Source organism: Protofrankia sp. Cj3, from assembly GCF_917627355.1.
Lineage (GTDB): Bacteria > Actinomycetota > Actinomycetes > Frankiales > Frankiaceae > Protofrankia.
In genome coordinates this window covers 5,465-11,576 of the sequence record NZ_CAKJTR010000158.1, presented here as the reverse complement: position 1 = coordinate 11,576, position 6,112 = coordinate 5,465, and the positions used below count along the sequence as shown (strand labels likewise).

Here is a 6,112-nt window from a genome sequence, read left to right as displayed (position 1 = left end):
TCGGTGAGCGAGGTGAGGATCTCGTTCACCCGGATGTGCGCGGCGCTCATCGCGAGGCTCTGCGTGGAGACGGCCTCGACCGCGGCGTGCAGGCGCTGATCGGCCGCGGCGCCCTGGGATGGCTCGCGCAGGACCGCGGCCAGCCCGCCCGCGACTTGGAGCTGGCTGTCAAGGTACTGGCTGTGCAGGGCGAGATGTTCCCGGGCAACAGCCGCGATCTGATCCACCGGCGCCTCCTGTGCTGACGGCTGGGTCACGGCCGGCGCCAGCACCGGCGGCGGCACCGACGCCTGGGCTGGTATCCGCTCAGCCGCGGCCGGCGATGTCCGCGCGGGGACCTTGGGACGCCCGCCGGATATGTCGTCACCGGACGAGGCCGGGCGCGTGCCAGGCCCGTGTCCGGTCCGCCCGTTCTCAGCGGCGGCCCCGGCGGCTGCGGGTACCGGCGGGGGAACCCGGTAGCCGTTGTCGATGGCTTCCCGGTAGGCACGCCGGTGGGCGTCGGGCACATGGTTCGCGCCGGTGAGGGGTATCGACATGCCGGCTGGCACCACCTCGGCGAACGGTTCGGCGGCGTACCGGTTGATGCCCGTGAGCGGCACGCCGAGGACCGCGAGGCGCACGGCGGCCTGCTTGAGAGCCGCGTCGCTGTCGCCGGTGGGGCCGCTGTCCGTGGCGATGGCGATGACATCGGGCTCACCCAGGCAGCGCTGGACGAGCCCGGTGAGGACCTTACGGGGGCCGAACTCGACGAAGACCGTGCAGCCGTCCGCGCGCATCGCCTCGACCCCGGCGGCGAACTCGACCGGGTTGACCAGCTGCTCGACAAGCACCCGCCGGTTGGCGGCGACATCCGTGCCGTAGCTGGCACCGGCGGTGTTCGCGTACGTGCGCCCCCGCGGCTCACGGATCTCCGTGGCTTCCACCGCTACGCGGAACGACTCGACCGCGTGCGCGACATGCGGGGTGTGGAAGGCCGCGGCGACCGGCAGGCGCTGGGCCGAGATCCCACGCGCGACGCAGCGGGCGACGAAGGCGTCCACGTCCGCTGTCCCGCCGCCGACCACGACCTGGTCCGGGGCATTATGGTTGCAGACAGTAACGCCCTGGTGTTCGACCAGCAGGCTGGTGACGTCCTCCCGGGCGGCCCGTACCGCGGCCATCGTCCCGGGGTCGAAAGCTGCGGCATCCGCCGGCGGGGCCATGGCCAGCCCCCTGGCCCGGGCAAGCCGGAAGAAGGACGTGTCGTCCAGCGCGCCCGCGGCCCACAGCGCGGTGAGCTCGCCGAAGCTGTGCCCCAGGAAGCCGTCACAGCGCAGGCCCAGCTCGGTGAGGAAACGGAACTGCCCGGCCGCGAGCGCGCCGATGGCGGGCTGAGCGTAGTCGGTGCGTGTCAGCGTGGCGTCCTGCTCCGCGGCCGCCGACGGATCGAACAGCGGCGGCGGGAACACCACCTGGGCGAGGGTCCTGTCCGCGTCGGTGAACGGCGTGTTGGCGTCGTCGAAGGCGGTGGCGACCGGCGGGATGTTCAGCACCGCCCGCAGCCCCATGTCGACGTACTGGCTGCCCTGTCCGGCGAACAGAGCGCCGATCATGATCTCTCGAAGTGCCCGGTTGCGGAAGGTGATCCCCCGCGGATGGACCCATTGCTCGGCGCCGATGTTCACCGCGAGCTGGTCGACGGCGATCGTGCGCAGTGCGTCCGCCTCGTCCTCGTAGGCGACGAAACCGACCCGGGCGTGGTCGGCCGGGATCTCGCCGTCGGCGTTGGGCGGGGCCGCGGCGCGCAGCAGGTCGAACAGGTCCTCCGAGCGCGGCGCGTGCCAGACGTAAGCGCGCGCGCTCTGGTGCATGGTGCGCAGCCCGGCACGGTCCGGGGCGCCTTCCTCGAGAACCACGTGGAAGTTCGTGCCGCCGAAACCCATGGCCGAGGCCGCCGCCCGGCGTCGCGGGCGGCGCGGGTCCCGGATCCAGGGACGGGTACGAGTGTTGATGTAGAAAGGCGAATTGTCGAAGTCGACGGCGCTGTTGGGGCGCTCGACATTGATTGTCGGCGGGAGGACCCGATGGTGGAGGCTGAGCGCGAGCTTGATGAGCGCGGCCGCGCCAGCGGCACCCTTGGTGTGTCCGATCTGCGACTTGACGCTGCCGATCGCGGCGAAGTGCTTCTCCCGCGTCGCCGTGCCCATGACGGTGTGCAGCGCGGTGAGCTCCGTACGGTCGCCGACCTTCGTGCCGGTGGCGTGTGCCTCGACAAGCTCGACCGTGGACGGCTCGCAACCGGCGTCCTCGTAAGCCCGTTGCAGGGCTATGACCTGCCCCTCCGCGCGCGGGGCATAAATGCTCTTGAAGCGCCCGTCGCTGGATGCCCCGATGCCGCGGATGACGGCGTAGACACGGTCGCCGTCACGTTCGGCATCAGCCAACCGCTTGAGCGCGAGCATGCCGATGCCCTCACCCACCAGGGTGCCGTCAGCGGAATCGTCGAAGGGGCGGATCGTGTCGGTCCTGGACAGCGCCTGGGTCTTGCTGAAGCACATGAAGCCGAAGAGCGTGTTCTCCGTGTCACAGCCGCCGGTGATCATGAGGTCGGCCCGTTCCTCGACGAGTTCGCTCACGGCCATCTTGACGGCCGCCAACGCGCTGGCACACGCCGCGTCGACCGTGTAGTTCGATCCGCCGAGGTCCAACCGGTTCGCGATCCGACCGGCGGTCACGTTGCCGAGCAGGCCGGGGAAGGAGTTCTCCTCCCATGCGGGAAAGGCGAGCGCGAACTTCGCCGCGATCGCTTCGGCGTCAGCCGCACTGAGACCGCAGCTGCGTACGACCTCCTTCAGCACGGGTGTCTCCAGCCGTGCCGCCATCGGATGCGTCATCGGCATCGGCCCGGTCACGCCTAGCGTGACACCTGTCCGCGTCGGGTCGTACCACGACGAATCAGGCGCACCGGCGTCGCGTAGCACGTCCCGGGCGACCAGCAGGCTGAGCAGCTGGACGACGCCGGTGGCCGGTAGCAGGTTGGGCGGGAAACCGAACTCCATCGGGCTGAACGCCATCTCCGGCACGAATCCGCCACGCTTGGAATAGGTCTTGTCCGGCGCGGCGGGATCCGGGTCGTAGTAGTCCGCCGGCTGCCAGTGGGTCGGCGGCACCTCCTGGGTGCAGTCGGCGGCATCAACGACGTTCTGCCAGTACTCCCGGAAGTTGTGGGCCATCGGAAAAAGACCGGCTAGACCGATAACCGCGATCGGATTCTTCGCGAGCCGGCGATCCGTTCTCTGGTCGCCCTCGTTCACAGGATTCCCCTTCTGGGTGGCTGGCGACGCTTGGAAACACGCCGCGTCCGCGCGGCGGCAACCGGTTGGCGTCGATTGAAGTCGCCATGGCATGATCTGAAGCGGTGGTGGAGCGGGAAATCAGCCGTGTGGGGCTCGGCTGGCCCAGGCGGTTTTGATCATATCAATGACCCGGTCGGCGACCGCGCGGTAGCCGGCTGGGCTCGGGTGCATCCCGTCTGGATTCCACAGGGCCGGGTCCGTGATACCGGATACGCTCGCGAGGTCGAGGCACAAGACGCGGCCGGCAACCAGTTTGTGCACGTGGTCGTTGGCGTCAGAAAAACGGGGGCGCAGCACGTCGCGGATGTTCGGCGGGATCGGCAGCATCGCGGGAATATCAGGGAAAGTCATTGTGAAAACCGTGGTACCGGGCACGGCGAGGGCGGTGAAGATACGGTCGAGATTCGATTCGAAACGGTCCCGGTCGTAGTCGCTGACAAGATCATTACCCCCTACCGTGACGCCCACCAGCGAGGAGCGGTTGGCGAGTGCCACGGCAAGCTGGCTGTCGACAACGGTCTGGGTCGTCGCGCCGTAGGACCCCAGGTTGAGCACCCGGCCGCGGGGGATCCCGAGCGCCGCCGCTGTCCGGGGCACCCAGCCGACGAAGGAGCCGTCCGGTCCGGGATCGCCCCGTCCCTCCGCGAAGCTGTCGCCGAGCACGGTCAGCGCGGGCGCCGGCATGGGGTCCTCCTGGGCGGGACGGGGAAACGGGATCGGCTGTCGTACGCGGTACGCGGTGGTCAGGCAGAAGATCCGAGCAGCTTGGCGACCTTCGCCGGGGCGAAGAAGTCAGCCGCCTTCACGGCACCGGCGATCAGCCCGAAGAACTCGCTCCTGGCCGCCGGATTACCGGGCAGGGCGTCGAGGACCGCCGCGACATCCGGCGGGAAGGCCAGCTCGGACAGGGCGCAGGTCAGCTTGTAGACGGCCGCGGACTCCTCATCACGGTGCCGCTCGAAGGCCGCCAGCGCCTCCTCCATCGGCCGCTGGCCGGACAGCCCCTCGTGCACCGCCTCGGCCACCAGCGCGGCGTGCTCGAAAGCATCGGAGATGCCCTGGCCCGTCACCGGGTCCTTGTGGTAGCCGGCATCGCCGACCAGCGCCCATCCCGGACCGTGACAGCGGCGGTAGTAGTTGTCCGGGTACCGGACGCTGTAGAGGCGTTCCTCCCGCGTGCCGTTGGCGGCGAGGTCGTCGGCGAGGTCGGGGACCACGGCGCGCAGCACCTCGGTGAAGTTGCCCTCGGGGTCGGCGCGGAACTCCTCGAAACGCTCTCGACGCCGCATGATCGCAACGAGGGTCAGGCCGTCATGGGTCGGCCATCCGGCAGCCTGTTGATCACCACGGAAACGGCTGTTGAAGGACCAGTTCAAGCCGCTGTAATACGAGTAGTAGATGAAACTGGCGGCCGGCACCACGTTGTAGAACGGCGCCTCCATGGCCGTGGCGACCACCGAACCGCGGCCGTCCGCCCCGATGATGATGGACGCCCGGTCCTCGGTCAGCTCGCCACCGGCGTACTGCCCACGGATCCCCACCGCCCGGCCGTCCTCGACGATGATCTCACGCACCGGGTGCCCTTCCCGGACCTCGGCCCCCGCCTCGACCGCGGCGTCGAGGAGGAGCTTGTCGAGCACGGTGCGGCGGGGAGCGTACGCCTCGGTGATCCCGTCCACCGGATCGGCGAATCCGCTGATGACACTGTCGTCGCGGGAAATCGTCATATGGGTGATCGGGGTGCACTTCGTTTCGATGAGCCGGTCCAGCAGATCCCATTTACGCAGCAGCAACAGACCGCGCTGCTGCACGTAGTGGGTGGACGGCGTGTCGCTGGGAAAGGTGGCGCGGTCGACCAGAAGCACCCGGTAGCCGCTTCTGGCCAGCAGCATCGCCACCGGAGACCCGGCGCACCGCGCACCCACGACAATAGCGTCGTACATCGTTGCCAGGCTCCCTTGGGCCGTTGAACCACGGATGGCGGCGACCAGAATCGCGTCATCTTCGATCGGCTGACGCCTGACCGGAAAACGCCGCCATGACTGCATGACTGCCTTGCGCGGTGCATATTTTTTCTACCTGGCGCGGCAAAACAGGTCAACAGCCGGCCGCGAATCCTATCAGCCGATTTTTGCATCCTATCGGCACACAGAACAGCTGAATTTCGTCCGAGAATCTTCGTCATCGGTTCGGTTTCCGTTTACCGTTCGGCAAGTCTGCGAGTGAAATCTACCCGTTATGTCACGACAGCATGAGATGCCATCGGCGCTGGCGGCGGCCCAGGCCACTCTCGCAAAGGGCGGGAACGGGGGCCCGCCGAACCTCGAGCAGGTACGCACGATCGTCGATTCGATGGTGCCGTTCTGCAATCTCGTCGGGGTGCGGGTGACCGAGCTGCGCTCCGACGGAGCCGTCGCCGAGCTGCCGGACCGGGAGAACCTGCGCAACCATATGGGCACCGTGCACGCTGGTGCGCTGTTCCTGGCGGCCGAGGTCGCCTGCGCCGGGGCTTTCTCCGGCGCGATGGGTCCGCGGCTGCTGGGGGTTCGCGGCTTCCTGCTGCGCAACAGCCATGTTTCCTACCTCAAGCCCGCGCATGGACGCATCCGGGCGCGTGGCACCGTGGATCGTACGATCATCGCGGACGTACTGACCCGGACCCAGGAGGAGCGTTTCGACCTCACCGGCCGTGCCCTGATCTACGATGACAACGACCTGCTGCTCGTCAAGGTCGACTTCGACTACGTCGCCTGGGTCGCGGCCGGCTGACGGCC

General features: G+C 68.6%; 4 protein-coding genes. 1 reads left to right on the top strand and 3 read right to left on the bottom strand.

The window, feature by feature from the left end; translation table 11 throughout:
• The 3 genes from MJ783_RS18175 to MJ783_RS18165 all read right to left on the bottom strand — a co-directional run.
• Window positions 1-3,296, bottom strand: a 3,296-nt coding sequence (locus MJ783_RS18175; protein ID WP_239311865.1) for a type I polyketide synthase, incomplete at its 3' end; no start/stop codon positions are given.
• Window positions 3,297-3,416: 120 nt separating this feature from the next.
• Complete coding sequence (locus tag MJ783_RS18170; RefSeq protein ID WP_239311863.1) at window positions 3,417-4,022, bottom strand: SGNH/GDSL hydrolase family protein; 606 nt, start codon at window positions 4,020-4,022, stop codon at window positions 3,417-3,419.
• A gap of 59 nt (window positions 4,023-4,081) precedes the next feature.
• Window positions 4,082-5,281: an NAD(P)/FAD-dependent oxidoreductase gene (locus tag MJ783_RS18165; RefSeq protein WP_239311861.1), complete on the bottom strand. Its 1,200-nt coding sequence runs from the start codon at window positions 5,279-5,281 to the stop codon at window positions 4,082-4,084.
• A gap of 313 nt (window positions 5,282-5,594) precedes the next feature.
• Here MJ783_RS18165 and MJ783_RS18160 point away from each other — a divergent pair, with 313 nt between their 5' ends.
• On the top strand, window positions 5,595-6,107 hold the full coding sequence (locus MJ783_RS18160) for a DUF4442 domain-containing protein (RefSeq protein WP_239311860.1): 513 nt from the start codon (window positions 5,595-5,597) through the stop codon (window positions 6,105-6,107).
• Window positions 6,108-6,112 lie beyond the last annotated feature (5 nt).